The organism is Rhodococcus sp. NPDC003322, assembly GCF_053589555.1.
Map to the genome: position 1 here is coordinate 470,009 of NZ_JBSFSC010000003.1, position 16,491 is coordinate 486,499.

16 protein-coding genes are annotated in these 16,491 nt (G+C 68.0%); 9 read left to right on the forward strand and 7 right to left on the reverse strand.

What is annotated here, in order from left to right:
- Window positions 1-5 precede the first annotated feature (5 nt).
- Genes ACWDUM_RS14390 through ACWDUM_RS14400 form a run of 3 tightly spaced genes read left to right on the forward strand, consistent with a single transcriptional unit; the run spans window position 6 to window position 2,740 of the window.
- A complete protein-coding gene (locus tag ACWDUM_RS14390) occupies window positions 6-1,133 on the forward strand; it encodes a cytochrome P450 (protein ID WP_450134480.1) in 1,128 nt (375 codons plus the stop codon).
- 10 nt (window positions 1,134-1,143) lie between these two features.
- The gene (locus ACWDUM_RS14395; RefSeq protein ID WP_450134481.1) at window positions 1,144-1,464 is read left to right on the forward strand and encodes a 2Fe-2S iron-sulfur cluster-binding protein; all 321 of its coding nucleotides are present in this window, start codon (window positions 1,144-1,146) and stop codon (window positions 1,462-1,464) included.
- Window positions 1,451-2,740: an NAD(P)/FAD-dependent oxidoreductase gene (locus ACWDUM_RS14400; RefSeq protein WP_450134482.1), complete on the forward strand. Its 1,290-nt coding sequence runs from the start codon at window positions 1,451-1,453 to the stop codon at window positions 2,738-2,740. The genes ACWDUM_RS14395 and ACWDUM_RS14400 overlap by 14 nt, the downstream gene beginning before the upstream one ends.
- A gap of 69 nt (window positions 2,741-2,809) precedes the next feature.
- On the opposite strand, the gene ACWDUM_RS14405 is transcribed toward ACWDUM_RS14400, so the two are convergent.
- From ACWDUM_RS14405 to ACWDUM_RS14430, 6 genes are all read right to left on the reverse strand, one after another.
- Complete coding sequence (locus ACWDUM_RS14405) at window positions 2,810-3,787, reverse strand: alpha/beta hydrolase (RefSeq protein ID WP_450134483.1); 978 nt, start codon at window positions 3,785-3,787, stop codon at window positions 2,810-2,812.
- Between the two features lie 62 nt (window positions 3,788-3,849).
- Window positions 3,850-4,554, reverse strand: a complete 705-nt coding sequence (locus ACWDUM_RS14410) for a GntR family transcriptional regulator (protein WP_450134484.1) — start codon at window positions 4,552-4,554, stop codon at window positions 3,850-3,852.
- 72 nt (window positions 4,555-4,626) lie between these two features.
- The gene (locus ACWDUM_RS14415) at window positions 4,627-5,877 is read right to left on the reverse strand and encodes a CaiB/BaiF CoA transferase family protein (RefSeq protein WP_450134485.1); all 1,251 of its coding nucleotides are present in this window, start codon (window positions 5,875-5,877) and stop codon (window positions 4,627-4,629) included.
- Window positions 5,874-6,941, reverse strand: a complete 1,068-nt coding sequence (locus tag ACWDUM_RS14420; protein WP_450134486.1) for an acyl-CoA dehydrogenase family protein — start codon at window positions 6,939-6,941, stop codon at window positions 5,874-5,876. The genes ACWDUM_RS14415 and ACWDUM_RS14420 overlap by 4 nt, the downstream gene beginning before the upstream one ends.
- Window positions 6,938-8,095, reverse strand: coding sequence for an acyl-CoA dehydrogenase family protein (locus tag ACWDUM_RS14425; protein WP_450134487.1), 1,158 nt, complete (start codon window positions 8,093-8,095; stop codon window positions 6,938-6,940). The genes ACWDUM_RS14420 and ACWDUM_RS14425 overlap by 4 nt, the downstream gene beginning before the upstream one ends.
- The gene (locus ACWDUM_RS14430) at window positions 8,092-8,907 is read right to left on the reverse strand and encodes an enoyl-CoA hydratase/isomerase family protein (protein ID WP_450116435.1); all 816 of its coding nucleotides are present in this window, start codon (window positions 8,905-8,907) and stop codon (window positions 8,092-8,094) included. Before ACWDUM_RS14430 ends, ACWDUM_RS14425 begins: the two co-directional genes overlap by 4 nt.
- A gap of 127 nt (window positions 8,908-9,034) precedes the next feature.
- Here ACWDUM_RS14430 and ACWDUM_RS14435 point away from each other — a divergent pair, with 127 nt between their 5' ends.
- Together ACWDUM_RS14435 and ACWDUM_RS14440 are read left to right on the forward strand one after the other, a co-directional pair.
- Window positions 9,035-9,793 carry an SDR family NAD(P)-dependent oxidoreductase gene (locus ACWDUM_RS14435; protein ID WP_450116436.1) on the forward strand — a complete coding sequence of 253 codons (759 nt, stop codon included), beginning with the start codon at window positions 9,035-9,037 and terminating at the stop codon, window positions 9,791-9,793.
- Window positions 9,790-10,206 carry a VOC family protein gene (locus tag ACWDUM_RS14440; protein WP_450116437.1) on the forward strand — a complete coding sequence of 139 codons (417 nt, stop codon included), beginning with the start codon at window positions 9,790-9,792 and terminating at the stop codon, window positions 10,204-10,206. Before ACWDUM_RS14435 ends, ACWDUM_RS14440 begins: the two co-directional genes overlap by 4 nt.
- A gap of 201 nt (window positions 10,207-10,407) precedes the next feature.
- Here ACWDUM_RS14440 and ACWDUM_RS14445 read toward each other — a convergent pair whose 3' ends face one another.
- Complete coding sequence (locus ACWDUM_RS14445; protein ID WP_450116438.1) at window positions 10,408-11,184, reverse strand: IclR family transcriptional regulator; 777 nt, start codon at window positions 11,182-11,184, stop codon at window positions 10,408-10,410.
- A 280-nt stretch (window positions 11,185-11,464) separates the two neighbouring features.
- On the opposite strand from ACWDUM_RS14445, the gene ACWDUM_RS14450 reads away from it, so the two are divergent.
- Genes ACWDUM_RS14450 through ACWDUM_RS14465 form a run of 4 tightly spaced genes read left to right on the forward strand, consistent with a single transcriptional unit; the run spans window position 11,465 to window position 16,471 of the window.
- A complete protein-coding gene (locus ACWDUM_RS14450) occupies window positions 11,465-12,664 on the forward strand; it encodes a Rieske 2Fe-2S domain-containing protein (RefSeq protein WP_450134488.1) in 1,200 nt (399 codons plus the stop codon).
- A gap of 38 nt (window positions 12,665-12,702) precedes the next feature.
- The gene (locus ACWDUM_RS14455) at window positions 12,703-13,887 is read left to right on the forward strand and encodes an acyl-CoA dehydrogenase family protein (protein WP_450116440.1); all 1,185 of its coding nucleotides are present in this window, start codon (window positions 12,703-12,705) and stop codon (window positions 13,885-13,887) included.
- 29 nt (window positions 13,888-13,916) lie between these two features.
- Complete coding sequence (locus ACWDUM_RS14460; RefSeq protein ID WP_450134489.1) at window positions 13,917-14,843, forward strand: VOC family protein; 927 nt, start codon at window positions 13,917-13,919, stop codon at window positions 14,841-14,843.
- Window positions 14,840-16,471 (forward strand): flavin-containing monooxygenase, encoded by a 1,632-nt coding sequence (locus ACWDUM_RS14465; RefSeq protein WP_450134490.1) that lies wholly within the window; start codon window positions 14,840-14,842, stop codon window positions 16,469-16,471. The genes ACWDUM_RS14460 and ACWDUM_RS14465 overlap by 4 nt, the downstream gene beginning before the upstream one ends.
- The last annotated feature ends 20 nt before the right edge of the window (window positions 16,472-16,491 follow it).

Sequence of the window (16,491 nt, forward strand, 5' to 3'; positions counted from 1 at the left end):
GGCCCATGACGAAGATGACAATGCCGTTCGGCGGTGACGTCTGGGTCATCCACCGCAACGCCGCCGCACGGCAGATGCTCGGCGATCCGCGCTTCGTGCGCGAACCGTTCCGCACCGGTGAGCGTGTGGTGCCGTACTTCGTCGAGTTCCCCGAGTTCCTCAAGACGACGCTGCAGTTCGAGGATCCGCCGCAGCACACCAAGCTGCGCAAGCTCGTGCAGAAGTCCATCTCGCCCAAACGTGTACGTGCCATGCGGGAGTCGGCGGTGGAATTCGCAAACCACCTGATCGACGAGATGATGGCCAAGGGTGCTCCGGCGAACCTGGTGCACGACTATGCCGTCGCTCTGCCGATCCAGATGCTGGCAAATCTCCTCGGGGTGCCGCCGGAGGACCGGCCGAAGTTCCAGAAGTGGAGTTCGGCGACCCTCGCCGTGGCGAACATGCCCGAGGAAGAGGTCGTGGCCAACATGACCGAACTCGTCGGATACATGATGGCCCTGATCGACGAGCGGCGGAAGAACCCCCGGGAGGACCTCCTCAGCGACCTCACGAACGCGCAGCACAAGGACGACACCCTCACCGACGCGGAGATCCTGCCGATCGCGATGGTGTTGATCATCGGCGGTTTCGACAACACGGCCAACTTCATCTGCTTCGGGGCGCTCTCGCTGTTGAAGAACCCGGACCAGTTGAAGGTCCTGCTCGAGGACGTCGACGGTGTCGCCCCGACCGCGGTCGAGGAGATCCTGCGGCACGGGCGAATGGCGTTCGGTGACAGCGTCACCGGCGGGGGCGGTCTGGTCCCATTCGTCGCGACCGAGGACGTCGAGATCGACGGGCACGTCATCGCCAAGGGTGAGGCCGTGCTCGTGGATCCGGCGTCGGTGAACCACGACGGGGTCGCGGTCACCGACGGCGAGAAGTTCGACGTGCGGCGCGAGGGGAACCCGCACCTGACGCTGAGTTATGGCCTGCACCACTGCCTGGGTGCGCCGCTGGCGCGCATGGAGATGCAGGTGGCCATCGCGGAGTTGTTCAAGCGAATGCCGGGGCTGACGTTGGCCGGCGAACCGGCGGTCGACACGAACCTTCTCACCGAGCCGGTCGTCGACGTCCCGGTGACCTGGTAGGAGTTCGGAGATGCCGAAGGTTTTCTACACCCAGCCTGACGGCTCGGAACGTGTGATCGACGGGGCCGTAGGTGATTCCGTCATGTCGGCGGCGGTCACGAACGGCGTGACCGGGATCGTGGGCCAGTGCGCCGGCACACTCTCGTGCGCGACTTGCCACGTCTACCTCGCTGCGGACGACCACCAGTACTTCGACGCTGCGACGGAGGACGAGGACGACATGCTGGACTGCACGGCCAGCGACCGCGAGGACACGTCGCGGCTGTCGTGTCAGCTGGTCCTCCGCGACGGCATCGACGTCCACGTGACAGTGCCCGATGAGCAGGCGTGACGAGAACGGCCGGGGTGCCGGAGAACAGCCCGGCAGCGTGGCGGTAGTCGGTGCCTCTCACGCGGCGGTACACCTCGCCGACCGGTTGCGCGCCGGTGGCTACGCGGGTGCGCTGACGCTGATCGGCGGTGAACCCCACCTGCCGTATCAGCGGCCACCGCTGTCCAAGGCGTGGCTGAAGGGGGACGCCGCAGCGGGTTCGTTGGTGCTGCGGGCCGCAGACCACTACGCCGACAACGGTGTCGAGCTTCTGCTCGGCACTGTTGTCGAACGGGTCGAGCGCGAGGGCGACGGCGTGCTGCTGCACATGCGTCGCGCCGACGGTCCCAGGGAAACCCGGCGTTTCGACCGGCTGGTCCTCGCCACGGGCGCCCGCGCGCGCCGGCTGGAGATGCCCGGCTCCGATCACCGTGACGTGCTGGTGCTTCGCGAACTCGACGACGCTCATCGGCTCGCGGAGCGGGTCGGGTGCGGGCCGGTCGTGGTGATCGGCGGGGGCTTCGTCGGTCTCGAGGTGGCCGCGACCCTTCGCGGTCTCGGCGCCGACGTCAGTGTCGTCGAGGCCGGTCCCAGGTTGATGGGGCGGGCGGTCGGCGCGGGGACGGCGGAGTTCCTACTGGCCGCCCACGCTGACATGGGTGTCGAGGTGCTCCTCGACGCCACGCCCACCGAGATCGTCGTCGACGGCGACCGGATCCGTGCGGTCCGTCTCGCCGACGGCCGCGAGATTCCGGCGGCGACCGTCCTCGTGGGTGTGGGGGCCGAGCCACGCGCGGAACTGGCCGACCGACTCGGCCTGAAGTGCGAGCGCGGGGTCGTCGTGGACGAACACTGCCTGGCTTCGGACGGCCGCACGATTGCGATCGGCGACTGCACGGTCCAGGAGACTCGCGACGGCGGGCGGGTTCGCCTCGAATCGGTCGACAACGCGACCGAGCAGGCGAACGCGGCGGCGGCCACGCTGCTCGGTCACGACGTTCCGGACCGTCCCCAGCCGTGGTTCTGGTCCGATCAGGGATCGTGGAAGCTGCAGATCGTCGGGCTGGTAGGTGCGCACACCGAGGTCGTGGTGCGCACCGACCCGGACAAACCGCAGCGCCGCGTCGCCCTGTACTTCGAGGATGGCGCACTGGTCGCCGCGGAGTGCGTCAATGCGCCGGCAGACTTCGTCGCGCTCCGGACGGCTCTCGCCCGCGGTACTCGTCCCACACCGGATGAACTGTCGGACAACGGAGTTCCGCTGAAGAAACTGCTCGCATCGCCTCGTGGTGCGTGAACCTCCGCGAGGGGTGGGGAAGAAGGAGGCGGCACGACCCGGACCGGGTCGTGCCGCCTCGTCTCTTCGCTATCCCCGCTCGTCGGCCGCGAATCGTGTGGCCACCAGAGCGCCCACCTCCGCCATCGCCGCGCGCGCACGAGCGATCGTCGCGGTCTGCATCGCAAACCCGTGTCCCACACCCGGGTACCGCAACTGCGCCGTCGGCACCCCGGCATCCCGGAGTCGGTCCCCGTACTCCTCGACGCCGTCGCGGATGGGGTCGGCGTACCCGACGGCGATGATCGCCGGCGGCAGCCCCGTCAGCGACGTGGCGAGTGCGGGAGTGCCGTACTCGTCGTCGACGCTCGGGTCGTCACCGAGGTAGAGCGCCTTCATCCAGTCGATGTCGGTTGCGGTGAGGAACGGGCTGTCCCCGAACTCCCGCATGGACGGCCGGTCGCAACGGCGTTCCACGCCCGGATAGAACAGGACCTGCTGTGCGATCGCCGGCCCCTCCTCGTTGCGTGCGCGGATGGCGGTCGCGGCCGCCAGCCCGCCGCCGGCGCTGTCCCCGCCGACGCCGATTCGCCCTGGGTCGACACCGAACTCGCCGGCGTGCTCGTGAAGCCAGCACAGCGCCGCGTACGCCTCGTCGTTGGCAACTGGGTACGTGTGCTCGGGGGCCAAACGGTAATCGACGTTCGCGATCACCGCTCCGGTCGCGTCCGCGACGTCGCGGGCGAGTCGGTCGAAGGAAGCCAGCGAGCCCATGATCATGCCGCCGCCGTGAAACCAGAGCAGGGCCGGCGCATGCGTGTCCGGGGCCGCATGAGGGCGGTAGACGCGCACCGGCACCCGGCCATGGGGTCCGTCGAATCCGCAATCGGTGACGGACCGCATCTGTGGGCCCTCGGGGCGGACGATCGACTCGAGGTTGCGCCTGGCGCCCTCGACACCGATCTCGTGCATCGGTCGGGCGCCTGCGTCGATGACCCGTCTGACGACGACTGCGACGTCCGGGTCCCAGACAGAGGTGTAGCGGTTGGTGGGTTCTGTGGCAGGCAAGTCGTGTTCTCCTCGGTCGACCGGAGTCCGATCCGGTGTGGGGAACGTGACGGCGGGCCAGGTCAGGTGTCGCTGCGGGTCGTGTTGCGCAGCAACATGCCCGTACCGGCCTCTCCGCCACGTCGATGTTCGTTCATGAGCTCGATCAGACGCTCGTTGTCGTGGTCGGCGAGCGCCTCGATCATCGCTTCGTGTTCTGCCACCACCCGCCGCCGCACTTCGGCGTCGAACAGGTAGGCGGCGTGATACGGCATGGCCAGCTTCCACAGCCGGCGGATCTCCGTCACGACGAGGGCAAGGGGGGAGCGGTCGAAGACGGCGAAGTGGAACTCGTGGTTCGCCAGACGCATCTCGAGGACGTCGCCGCGCTCCGCGGCGAGGGTGACGCGGTCGCTGAGGTCCCGGATCTCGGCGAGTGCGTCCTCGTCGAACGGGGGAAGGGTCGCGAGCACCTCGCGTTCGAGGGCGCCGCGCATCAGATAGATCTGGTCGAACTCGGACTGCTCCAGCCGCGCCACCGCATAGCCGACGTTGCGGCGGTGCTCGACGAGCCCCTGTGACGCGAGCTGGCGCAGACCCTCTCGGATCGGAAGCCTGCTGACCCCGAGCCGTTCGGCCATCAGTTCCTGTCGGACGGGTTGACCGGGCAGCAGGTCGCCGGTGACGATCATGCGTTCGATCTCGCCTGCCACCCAGTCGGCGCCGCGAACCACCCCGGCTGTGCCGGGCGCCGAATCGCCCTGCGCCGCTGTCGTCCCTCGGCTCACCGCTGTCCTCCTCGTACCGCTGTCCTCCCAGTACCGCCTTTTTCGTGCCGGCGGCGCACCGCGGCGGAACCGTCACTCCCCGCCGAATGCCCCTGCCGACCGCAGGGCCTCGACCTCGTCGGGGCGGTATCCCATCGCACCGAGAACCTCTTCGGTGTCGGTTCCGCGGGGCACGGCGCGGCGGGGCGTCCGCGTGGGCGTCCGGCTGAGCTTGATCGGAACGCCAACGCCACGATAGTCGACGGTGTCCAGGAACAGGCCGCGGTGACGGGTCTGCGGTGCGGTGAGCGCCTGTTCGACGGTGTTGACGGGGCTGGCGGCGACCCCGGCCGCCTCCAGCTTGCCCGCGAGTTCCTGGCGGTCCCACTGCGCGATCAGATCCTTGAGCAGGGCCGCGAGGGTGTCGCGATGCTCCGACCGCACCCCGTTGGTGACGAAGCGTGGATCGTCCGCGAGTTCGGGGACCCCGAGAACGGTGACCAGCGATCGGAACTGCCGGTCGTTGGCGGCGCTGACGAAGAAGTCGCCGTCGCGGGCGGCGAACACCTGATACGGCACGACGGTCGGGTGGAAGTCGCCGGTGCGCCGCGGCACCGCACCGCTGGACGCCCAGTTCGCGGCGTGCGGATGCAGCAACGAGATCACGGCATCGAGGAGCGTCACATCGACGAGCTGGCCACGTCCGCTGATGCCGCGTTCGGCCAGGGCGAGCAGGATGCCGCTCACCGCGAGGTGCGAGGCGACGACGTCGACGATCGGTACGCCCACCCGCAGCGGGTTGCCGTCGGGGTAGCCGTTGACGCTCATCAACCCGCCGAAGGACTGCAGGACGGCGTCGTAGCCGGGAAGCCCCCCCATCGGGCCGTCCACTCCGAATCCGGTGACACGGCAGTACACGAGGCGCGGATTGGCCTCGGCGAGCACCGTGTCGTAGTCGAAGCCCCAGCGGGACATGGTGCCGGCCTTGAAGTTCTCGATCACCACGTCGGCACCCGCCAGCAGGTTCCGCAGCACGTTACGTCCCGCTTCGGTGCGCAGGTCCAGGCAGACGTTCTCCTTGCTGTGGTTGAGGCTGCCGTAGTAGGCGCTGCTGGCCCCCTCCTCCTCGAAAGGCGGCCCCCAGCCGCGGGTTTCGTCGCCGGACGGTGCCTCGACCTTGATGACCTCGGCGCCGTGGTCGGCGAGGGTTTGCGCGGTGTACGGGCCGGCGAGGACGCGGCTGAGGTCGAGCACACGGAGACCGGCGAGGGCGCCGACCCCGGTGCTCGTGGCGGCCGCGCGCCAGGCCGCGCGTCCGTCGACGGTCGTGGTGGGAGCGTTCATCGCGAACTCCTCTCATCGGTCGTGTCGCCGGTGCCGACGACGAGATCCCACACGTCCACACCCTCGTCGAGGACGCGCCGTGCCAGTTCATCGGCCCAGAATCGCTCCGAGCCGTGACGGTCCCGCCAACTCCACAGTGAGGTGGTGAACCGGCCGAGCCGGTGCTCGGACGTCGTGCCGATGGCGCCGTGGATCTGGTGGGCAGCGGCGGCGATCGGGTGCGCCGAATCCGATGCGACGACCTTCGCGGCCGCGATCGCGTCGGGGGCCCCGGAGGCGATGGCTTCGCCCACCGCGATCTCGGTCATTGTCGTGAGCGCAGCCTGCTGAGCCAGACGTTGCTGTACAGCCTGGAACTTCGCCAGCGGGCGGCCGAACTGGATGCGTTCGGACGCATGACGCAACGTGTGGTCGTGCACGGAGCGGGCGGCGCCGGCGAGCGCGGCGGCGTAGGCGACGGCGCCGCGCCGGACGACCTCGTCAACGGTCAGAGTTGAAGGACCGTGGAAGGAGACGGGTACATCCTCGAAGGTGACGTCGGCCAGCGAGATGCCCGTCAGGTCGGTCCCCGGCGAGACGGAGACACCGGGACCGGACGCCGGCACGATCGCGACGGTGGACCCGTCGGCTCCGGAGCCGGGAGGAAGGACCACCACGATCGTGTCGGCCTCCGCTGCGAAGGCAACCTCGGTGACGGCGCCGTCGAGCACGAGGCGGTCACCATCGGAACGGACGTTGCCCATCGTCGCCACGCCCGCCGTCGCCGCCGACGAGGTGAGGGTGTGGCCGGCGGCCGCCGCGATCCACGCCGCGAGTACCCCGTGCTCGATCAGCGGGGTGAGGGCGCCGCGTTGTGCGGAGACCGACACCACCGCGAGGGCGTCGGCGAGGTCTCCGCCGCCCCCGCCCGCGTCCTCCGACACCGCGACGGTGGCGAAACCGCTGCTCTGCAACTGATCCCAGATCTCCTGGTCCCATCCCGACGCGGGGGTCCGGAGGTCGACACCGATGCGGTCGACGATCGACGTGGTGGCCGAGGTCAGCTCGGCGGCAATCTCGCTCATCGGATTCCCAATCCGCGGGCCACGATGCCGCGCAAGATCTCGTTGGTTCCACCTCGCAGGGTGAACACCGGTGTGTGCAGGACGCTCTGGGCGAGCATCAGGGCGAGTGGGTCCGCCGCCCTCTGGCGCGCGACGATTCCGCTGGAGGCGCGCACCGCCTCGACCAGGTCACCCTCGTACGTGGACCCGAGGTCCTTGACCATCGCCGCGAGAACGTCCGGTTTGCGGCCTGCGGTGAGTTCGGACGCCACCTTCAGTGATATGCGGCGCAGCGCCCAGGCCTTGGCCGTCAGAGTGCCGAGCGTGCGACGCTGGTCGGGCGTGGCGCCGACCTCGGCGAGGTGTGCCGACCACGCCCGCAGCAATGGCATGGTGCTCAGGTAGCGTTCGGGTCCCGAACGCTCGTAGGCGAGTTCGCTCATCACCTGGGCCCAGCCGTTGCCTCGGGTGCCGAGCAGTGCCGTCGCCGGCACTCGCGCATCGTGGAAGATCACCTCGTTGAAGTGGGCCTGGCCGTCGAGGCTCGGGATCGGACGGATCTCGATGTGGGGATTCGGCAGGTCGACGAGGAACTGTGACAATCCCTCCTGGCGATCCTGGGGTCCGCCGTCGGTGCGGGCGAGCACCACCATCGCGTGGGCGATGTGTGCGCCGGTGGTCCACACCTTGGTCCCGCTGAGGACCCAGGTGTCGCCGGCGAGAGTGGCACGGGTCCGGACCGACGCCAGGTCGGAGCCGGCGTCGGGCTCGCTCATCCCGATCGAGATGAACGTGGTGCCGGAGGCGATACCCGGGAGATAGTGCGCCTTCTGCTCATTCGAGCCGTGCGCCAGGATGCTCGGTGCCATCTGGCGGTCGGCGATCCAGTGCGCTGCGACGGGTGCTCCGTGCGCGAGCAGTTCCTCGGTGACGACGAAACGTTCGAGGGGTGTGCGGGCGTGACCGCCGTACTCGGTGGGGATCGTCATGCCGAGCCAGCCGCGTGCTGCCAGACGGGCACTGAAGCCGGGGTCGAAGCCGGCGTTCCAACTGTCGGCTTCGGGTGTGAATCGTCCCTCGGCGAGTTCGTCGGAGAGGAAACGCCGGACGTCGTTTCGAAGGGCGTCCAGTCCGGCGGAGCCGGTGGGCGTCGGGTGGGTCACGGTGGTTGTCATGATCGTGCCGGACCTCGGGAGGACCAGGCGGACTTGCCCTTCCGCGACATCGACCACATCTGCACGCCGCGTTCGATCTCCAGGGCGGACGCCCAGCTGACGGCGGGCGGACCGAGTTCCAGGCGCGCACTGGACATGATTCGCCGGGTCAGTTCGGGGTCGGCCGCAGGGATGCGGACGAGTCCGTCCACGACACCGGGGATCTGCTCGGCCGGGACCGCGGTGTGTGCGAGTCCACGAGCGACGGCCTCGCTCCCGGTGAGCGACTGCCCGCATGCTGCGAGCGCGACGGCACCGGACCAGCCGAGTGCTCGACCGAGCAGTGAGATGTGGCCGCCGCCGGGGTGGATGCTGCGGGCGGAGAAGCCGCTGTCGAGCACGGTGTCCGGCGTGACGACCATGATGTCGGCGGCCAGCGCGAGGTTCAGTCCGGCGCCCACGGCGCCGCCGGTGACGACGGCGACGGTGGGTACGGGCAGTGAGCCGATGCGCACGAACGCGCCGTAGACGGCGGATGTGCGCTCGACCGCTTCGGGAGAGGCCGGGTCCGCCGAGGAGGAGGCCAGGTCGCGGGTGTCGGCGCCGCTGCAGAAGTAGCTGCCGTTGGCGTCGACCACGACCGCGCCGATCGAGAGGTCGGATTCCACACGCTCGCAGAACCGTTCGATGTCGGCGGCCATCGCGAGGGTGATGGCGTTCTTTCGGCCGGGATTGTTGAGGGTGAGGCGGGCGACGCCGTCGTGGACGGACGTGAGGACCGGCGGCTCCGGGGGAGCCGCACCCAGGTCCGTGTCGGGTGTGGTCTGGGTCATGCGCCGACCGTAGCAGATTGTGCACCCAAATTGGATCCAATAATGATTGACAAAAGTGGTTGCGCTGCTGTGCACTGGCCCACACCAGAAGTCGCCGCATCAGGGTGGCGGCCGGGAAGGAGTACCTGTGTTCAGCTTGGCGGGACGGATCGCGCTGGTCAGCGGAGCCGGCCAGAGTGTCGGCGAAGGAATCGCGAAAGTTCTCGCGCGCCAGGGTGCGTCGGTCATCGTCAACGACCTGCACCCCGACCGCGCGGAGAAGGTCGCGGCCGCCCTCGTCGAGGAGGGCAACACCGCGGTCGCCGCAGCCTTCGATGTCACCGACTACGCCGCCGTCGAGGAGCATGTGCGCGCGGCCGAGGCCGAACTCGGCGGGCACGTCGACATCGTCGTCAACAACGCGGGTGTCGCCGAGGGCCGCGTGATCAAGCCGTTCCGCGAGCTCTCCCCCGAGGAGTGGCGGGCGCCGATCGACCTCAACATCTTCGGGGCGATGAATTGCATCAAGGTGGCGCTCGACGGGATGTGCGACGCGGGCTGGGGGCGCGTCGTGCAGATCTCCTCCGGCTCCGCGCGCACCGGGCAGAACATCAACCAGAGCATGTATGCCACCGGAAAGAGCGGCATCGAGGGCTTCATTCGCCACCTCGCCGCGGAGACCGGGCAGTACGGGGTGACCGCGAACATCGTCGCGCTCGGTCATCAGAAGAACCTCGAGGAGAAGATGAGCCCCGAGATGATCGAACAGATTCTCCGCACCATCCCCATCGGCAGGCTCGGTGACGCCATCGAGGTCGGTGCGTTCTGCGCCTACCTGGCGTCGGACGAGGCCGGAGGCATTACCGGGCAGACGATGGACTTCAACGGTGGGTCTCAGACTCGATGAGCGCGCCGGAGTCCGGTCGTACCGGGCCGGCAACCACGCTGTCGCTCACCGCTGTCCGCGTGTCCGACCTCGCCCGGTCCGTCGCGTTCTACGTGGATGGCTGTGGTTTCGCGCACGAACGTGACCTCGAGACGCCCACGTTCAGGGCGTCCATCCTCAGGGCAGGCGCCGCCGGACTCGAACTTCTGGTGCCGGCGGAGCCCGAGCCGCTCGAGTACGGGAACGTACTGGTCAAAATCGTCCTGGGCACCGACGACGTAGTCGCATGTATGACCGCGGCGTGCGCACACGGTGGAACCGAGGAGACGCCGCCAACCCTCCTCGAGGCGTACGGGATGGTGATCGGCACCGTCCGTGATCCCGACGGGCATCTCGTCGAGTTCGTACAGCGCAACGGCGTGAAAGAAGCCTGACCGGCACGGTCGTGCGACGCGCCGCAGTCGTCGGTATCGGCCAATGTGGCTGGAATCAATTGTCTTGCAGTGCCCTTCGATTTCCTGGCGGGGGCAGACGACGAGTTCTGTTGGGGAAAGGGTCCCTTCGGTCGGTTCTTTGTTGGAGCGTTCACGGCGCCGGCCGGGCACCATCGGGTGCCCGGCCGGTGTTGTGTTCCGTCAGTGAGTCGCGAGGTCGGCCGCGACGCACCTGTTCCAGATGTCGCCGGCCACCACGCGCAGCGGCGCGATCATCTTCTGGTGGTCGAACGCGCCGACCGGTGCGCAGATGGACAGTCCCGCGAGATTGCCGTACATGTGCTCGGCCGGGCCGATCGACACACCCACGCAAGCGATGCCGGGGAACGCCTCTCCGCGGTCGAAGGCGGCACCGCGATCACGAACCTGGTTCATCTCTTCGTCGAACCGGCTCGATGCAGGGCGGGTGGGAGGGCTGCCCTCGCCGGCCCCGAGCCCGCGGGGGGACGGGGCCGGAGACACCGCGGAGTAGGCCATGATGACCTTCCCCACCGCAGTCAGATGCGCCGGCACTCGTTGTCCGACCGCGGTCGGTGTAGGTCCGGACGTGCGTCCGTTCACCTTGGCGAGGTAGACGGTGTCGCCCCGGTCGACGACACCGAGTTGGATGGTGAACCCGGTGCGCTGTGCGAATGCGTGCATGACAGGACGTGCGTGGTTGAGGAGGCGGTTCTGGTTGAGCGCGGCCTGCCCCATCTCGTAGGCCTTGACGCCGAGCTCGTAGGTCTGCTCCGGTGAGCGGGCCAGCCAGCCCGCGTTCGAGAGCTGTTCGAGGAGTCGGTGCGCCGACGACCTGGGAATGCCGGTTCGGGCCGTGACCTTGGCCAACGTCATCGGGCCTGCACTCAGGGCCTCCAGGACCAGCGACACCCGGTCAACGACGGAAACCGGGATCCCATCGGTGCGTGACGTATTCAACCCATCCTCCTTGCACCACGTGCGGTGTGACGTGGATCACGGTACCTGTGGTGTGCGGTATGCATCAATCCACGCCGTGACCGTTCGCTGTGTGTGGCACCCGCCAGCGCGAAAACGGCAGGTCGGGGCGTATTCGGCGGTGTTTCTCCGCCGACGACGACGGCGGCAGCGGAACTACCCTCCCGTTCTACGGGAGACCGACGTCACAGGGCAACTCCCGTTGCCAAGCTGGCGACAGCGCGACGGGTGAGTTGTCGCGATCAGCCGATCAGGAGACACCGTGAATTCCACTGACACCGAGGACCAGATTCGCGTCATCGACACCGGCACTCCGCCGACCCGCTACGCGCGCGGATGGCACTGCCTTGGGCTGGTGCGTGACTTCGCCGACGGAAAGCCGCATCAGGTCAGTGCATTCGGGACCGGGCTCGTGGTGTTCGCGGGCGAGGACGGAGAGCTCAACGTCCTCGACGCATTCTGCAGGCACATGGGCGGCAACCTTGCGCAGGGCACGGTGAAGGGCGACTCGATCGCGTGCCCGTTCCACGACTGGCGCTGGCGGGGGGACGGCAAGTGCTCGGGAATCCCGTACGCACGCCGCGTTCCGCCACTGGCCCGCACCCGAGCCTGGCAGACCTCCGTGGTGAGCGGGCAACTGTTCGTGTGGCACGACCCGCAGGGCGCCAAGCCGTCCGGCGAGTTGGCGATTCCCGAAATCCCCACGTATGGGAACCCGGGATGGACGGACTGGGTGTGGAACTCGATCGAGGTGACCGGATCCCACTGCCGAGAGATCGTCGACAACATCGTCGACATGGCGCACTTCTTCTACGTGCACTACGGGATGCCAACCTTCTTCCGCAACGTCTTCGAGGGGCACACCGCAACCCAGCTGATGCGGTCGAGGCCCCGGGCCGACGCGGTCGGGGTGAGTCAGTCCACCAATTACAGCGTCGAGAGTCAGTCGGATGCAACGTATTACGGTCCTTCCTACATGGTCGACAAGCTGTGGAGTGGTGGACGCGACCCTGAATCCGCACCGAACATCTACCTGATCAACTGCCACTACCCGATCACGCCCACATCGTTCCGGCTGCAGTACGGAGTCATGGTGGAGAAGCCGGCCGGTCTCCCCGACGAGCAGGCGGATCAGATCGCGCAGGCCGTTGCCAAGGGTGTCGCGATCGGGTTCGAGCAGGACGTGCACATCTGGAAGAACAAGTCCCGCATCGACAACCCGCTGCTCTGCGAGGAGGACGGCCCCGTCTACCAGCTTCGTCGCTGGTACGAGCAGTTCTACGTCGATGCCGACGATGTCCGGCCCGAGATGGTGAACCGCTTCGAGTACGAGATCGACACCGAGCGGGCACTGGGCAGCTGGCAGGCCGAGGTCGACGAGAACCTCGCCGCCGGACGCAGTGCCTTCGCCCCGAATCTCACCACCGCCCGCGAGGCAGCGCCCGCCCAGTCCGGTTCCTGAACCCCTCGCCACACCTCACACCTTTTGGAGACACGACCATGAGCTACCAAGTGCTCGACAACATCGTCGCGATGACCGACGAGATCCGGGCCGGAGCCGACGCCTCCGACGAGCTCGGCCGGCTGACCGATGACATGGCCAAGAACCTCAAGCAGGCCGGCATCATCCGGCTGCTGCAGCGTAGGAAGTACGACGGCTACGAGGCACACCCCCGTGAGTTCGCCGAGACCGTGATGAAGACCGCGAGCCTCTACGGTTCCGCGGGATGGGTCGGCGGCATCGTCGGGGTCCACCCGTGGCAGCTCGCGTTCGCGGACCCGAAGGTGCAGGACGAGGTGCTCGGCGCCGACTCCGACACGTGGCAGGCGTCCCCGTACATGCCGGGCGGCATCGCCACCCCGGTCGACGGCGGCTACCGGATGTCCGGCCGGTGGCAGTTCTCGTCCGGTACCGACCACTGCGACTGGATCTTCCTCGGTGCGATGGTCGGCGGCGAGGACGGCACACCGCTCATGCCGCCCGTCGGGCTGCACGTGATCCTGCCGCGATCCGACTACGAGATCGTCGAGGACTCGTGGAACGTCGTCGGTCTGCGCGGCACCGGCAGCAAGGACATCGTCGTCACGGACGCCTTCATCCCCGACTACCGGGTGATGAAGTCCCAGGACGTGATCGACGGGACCGCGGCCAAGGAATACGGCGTCACCGAGACGCTGTACCGGATGCCGTGGTCGACGATGTTCCCGCTGGGCATCACGTCCGCAACGATCGGGATCTGCGAGGGCGTCCTCGCTGCCGGCGTCGACTACCAGCGCGGGCGGGTCGGCGCAGCCGGCACCGCGATCAAGGATGACCCGTACGTCCTGCACGCACTGGGGGAGGCCGCCGCGGAGATCGATGCGGCGCGCCAGCAGCTGCTCGCGAACGTGGACCGCATCTGGGATCTCGTCGATGCGGGCAGGGAAGTGGACTTCGAAACCCGGGCCTCGTCCCGCCGCAATCAGGTGCGGTCCGCGTGGCGGGCCGTCCGCGCCGCTGACGAGATCTTCGACCGCTCCGGCGGCAACGCGCTACGGGTCGACAACCCGCTGCAGCGGTTCTGGCGCGACGCGCACGCCGGACTGCACCACGCCATCCACGTCACGAGCACGACGTACCACGCATCAGCAATGGCGTCATTGGGAATCGACGTCCCGAACGGCCCTCTGCGCGTGATGATCTGACGCCCCATCGGCGTCCAGGAAGGAACACAGTGACCGAGATCAAGGGACTCGGGTACGTCCGCGTGCACGCCACCGACATGGTGCGATGGCGCGAGCTCGGATTCGACGTGCTCGGCTTCGCGCCCGGAACCGGACCCGAGGAAGACGCCCTGCACTTCCGCATGGACGAACGGCCGTCGCGGATCACCGTCGAACACGGTGACGTCGACCGCGTCACCGCCGTCGGCTGGGAGGTTCGCGACGGCGCTGCACTGCGCCGGCTTGCCCAGCGGCTCGACGCGGCGGGCTGCGAGTACGCGCCCATGCCGTTCGACGTGTGCGAGTTGCGTCGCGTCGAGGCCGGCCTGGTCACGAAGGACCCCGGCGGCACACCGCTCGAGTTCTTCTTCGGGCCGGCACTCGACCACAGCCCGGTGATCACCCGCTATGGGCAGACGTTCGTCACCGGGTCGCAGGGCCTCGGTCACGTGGTGATGCCGACCGCGAACTTCGACGATTCGTACCGCTTCTACACCGAGGTGCTCGAATTCCTGCCGCGTGGCGCGTTCCGGATGCCGACGCCTCCGGGTACCCCGCCGCAGCGGATCCGGTTCCTCGGCGTCAATCAGCGCCACCACAGCCTGGCGATCATGCCGGTGCCGGAGGGTCGCGACCCCGGGCTCATCCACGTGATGGTGGAGGTGGACTCCCTCGACGCCGTCGGCCGAGCCCTCGATCAGGTCGAGGCACGGAACTTCCCGCTGTCGTCGACGCTGGGCAGGCACACCAACGACAAGATGATCTCCTTCTACGTCCGCGTGCCCGGCGGCTGGGACATCGAATACGGAACCGGCGGAAAGCTGGTCGACGAAACGTACTACACCGCAGAGGAAATCACCGCGGACAGCTACTGGGGCCACGAATGGATGTGGGCTCGGCAGGCGAAAGCCGAGAGGGAAGCGGTCCAGAGCGCATGAAGAAGGACGTGAACACAGTGGACACACACGACGTCGACGCGATCGTCATCGGCGCAGGCATCTCCGGACTGTACGCGGCGTACAAGCTGCGGGAACGCGGCATGACCGTGCACGGCTTCGAATCCGCGGCCGGAGTCGGCGGCACCTGGTTCCACAACCGCTACCCGGGCGCGCGGTGCGATGTCGAGAGCATCGACTACTCGTACTCGTTCGACGAGAACCTGCAGCAAGAGTGGACGTGGACGGAGCGATTCGCGACGCAGGAGGAGATCCTCGCGTATCTCGAGCACGTCGCGGACCGCTTCGACCTGCGCGGCGCATACGACTTCCTGACCCGGGTGACGTCCACCGTCTGGAACGAGGAGTCGGCGCGGTGGACCGTCACCACCGACACCGGGAAGACGATGACCGCACGGTACTGCGTCATGGCCACGGGCGTGCTGTCGGCGACGAACCGTCCCGACATCGCCGGCCGCGACTCGTTCACCGGCGAGACCTACCACACCGGTGAATGGCCCCACGAGAAAGTCGATTTCACCGGCAAGCGTGTCGGGGTGATCGGCACGGGTTCGTCGGGAATGCAGTCCATCCCGCTGATCGCGCAGGACGCGGCGCATGTCTTCGTCTACCAGCGCAGCCCCAACTACTCGATCCCGGCGGGCAACCGGCCGCTCACCCCGGAGCAGATCGCCGAGGTGAAGGCGACCTACCCGGAGCGGCGTCGGCTGGCCCGACTCAGCGGAGGCGGCACCCCGTTCACCCCGTACCCGAAGGGGGCGATGGAGGTCGACGAGGCCGAGCGCCGGCGTGTGTACGACGAGTGGTGGCAGCGGGGCGGATACCTGTTCGCGAAGGCCTTCCCGGATCAGACCGTGAACCTGGAGTCCAACGACACCGCCCGTGAGTACGTCGAATCGAAGATCCGCGAGATGGTGAACGACCCCGCGATCGCCGACCAGCTCATTCCCACCGACCATCCGATCGGAACCAAGCGGATCGTCACGGACAGCGGCTATTTCGAAACCTACAACCGGGACAACGTCACCCTGGTCAATCTGCGGCGAACCCCGATCGTCGAGGTCACCGAGACCGGGATCCGCACCAGCGAGGGTCACCACCAGCTGGACACGCTCGTGTTCGCCACCGGGTTCGATGCGATGACCGGCGCATTGTCGCGGATCGACATCCGCGGGCGCGATGGCCGCACCCTGCGCGACGAATGGGCCGCGGGACCGCGCACGTACCTCGGGCTCGCCTCCAACGGCTTCCCGAACATGTTCTTCATGGTCGGCGCGGGCAGCCCCAGCGTGCTGGCCAACATGGTGCTGATGGCCGAGCAGCAGGTGGACTGGATCTCCGCCTGTCTCGATCACCTCGACGAGGTGGGTGCCCGGACGATCGAAGCCGGCGCACAGGCGGTCGACGACTGGGTTGCCGAATGCAACGAGAAGGCCGCAGGCACCCTGTTCCCGTCCGCGAACTCGTGGTACATGGGCGCCAACATTCCCGGCAAGCCACGCGTGTTCATGCCGTACATCGGCGGTTTCGCCAACTACTGCACCATCTGCGCCGAGGTCGCCGAGGCCGGCTACAAGGGATTCGACCTGGTCGGGTCGGAGAGCGCCTGAGATGACCGCAGCACATTCAT